The organism is Variovorax sp. 20P10.2.4 (genome assembly GCF_058244205.1).
In genome coordinates this window covers 1-964 of sequence record NZ_JBZAYE010001206.1, presented here as the reverse complement: position 1 = coordinate 964, position 964 = coordinate 1, and the positions used below count along the sequence as shown (strand labels likewise).

At 67.1% G+C, this 964-nt stretch carries 1 protein-coding gene; it reads right to left on the bottom strand.

The window, feature by feature from the left end:
- On the bottom strand, nucleotides 1-911 hold a 911-nt coding region (locus AC27VN_RS42320), incomplete at its 3' end, for an electron transfer flavoprotein subunit alpha/FixB family protein (RefSeq protein ID WP_490880646.1).
- Nucleotides 912-964 lie beyond the last annotated feature (53 nt).

Sequence of the window (964 nt, the reverse complement as noted above, 5' to 3'; positions counted from 1 at the left end):
GGCACGGCCGTGAACAGGTCGGCCACGAGGCCGTAGTCGGCCACCGAGAAGATCGGCGCTTCCTCGTCCTTGTTGATCGCCACGATCACCTTGGAGTCCTTCATGCCGGCCAGATGCTGGATCGCGCCCGAGATGCCCGCTGCGATGTACAGCTGCGGCGCGACGATCTTGCCGGTCTGGCCCACTTGCCAGTCGTTCGGTGCGTAGCCCGCGTCGACGGCGGCGCGGCTGGCACCGAGGCCTGCGTTGAGCTTGTCGGCCAGCGGGGCCATCACTTCGGTGAACTTTTCGGCGCTGCCCAGGGCGCGGCCGCCCGAGACGATGATCTTGGCGGCCGTCAGTTCGGGGCGTTCGCTCTTCGTGACCTCGCGGCCCACGAAGCTGCTCTTGCCGCTGTCGGCCACGCCTTCGGCGGTTTCGATCGCTGCGCTGCCACCGGTGGCGGCCGCGGCGTCGAAGCCGGTCGTGCGAACGGTGATCACCTTGGTCGCATCGCTGCTCTGCACGGTGGCGATCGCATTGCCCGCGTAGATCGGACGTTCGAAGGTGTCGGGGCTGTCGACCTTGGTGATGTCGCTGATCTGCGCGACGTCGAGCTTGGCGGCCACGCGCGGCGCGACGTTCTTGCCGTTGGCGGTCGAGGGGAACAGGATGTGGCTGTAGTTGGAAGCGATCGCGAGGACTTGCGCCGCGACGTTTTCAGCGAGGTTCTCGGCGAGGCTAGCGCTGTCGGCGGCGATGACCTTGCTGACACCGGCGATCTGGGCCGCGGCCTTGGCGGCTTCGGCCGCGTTGGCGCCGGCCACGAGCACGTGGACGTCGCCGCCGCAGGCGAGCGCGGCGGTCACGGTGTTGAGGGTGGCCGGCTTGATGCTGGCGTGGTCGTGTTCGGCAATGACGAGTGCGGTCATGTTCGTTGTCTTCCTCAGATCACTTTGGCTTCGTTCTTCAGCTTGTCCACCAG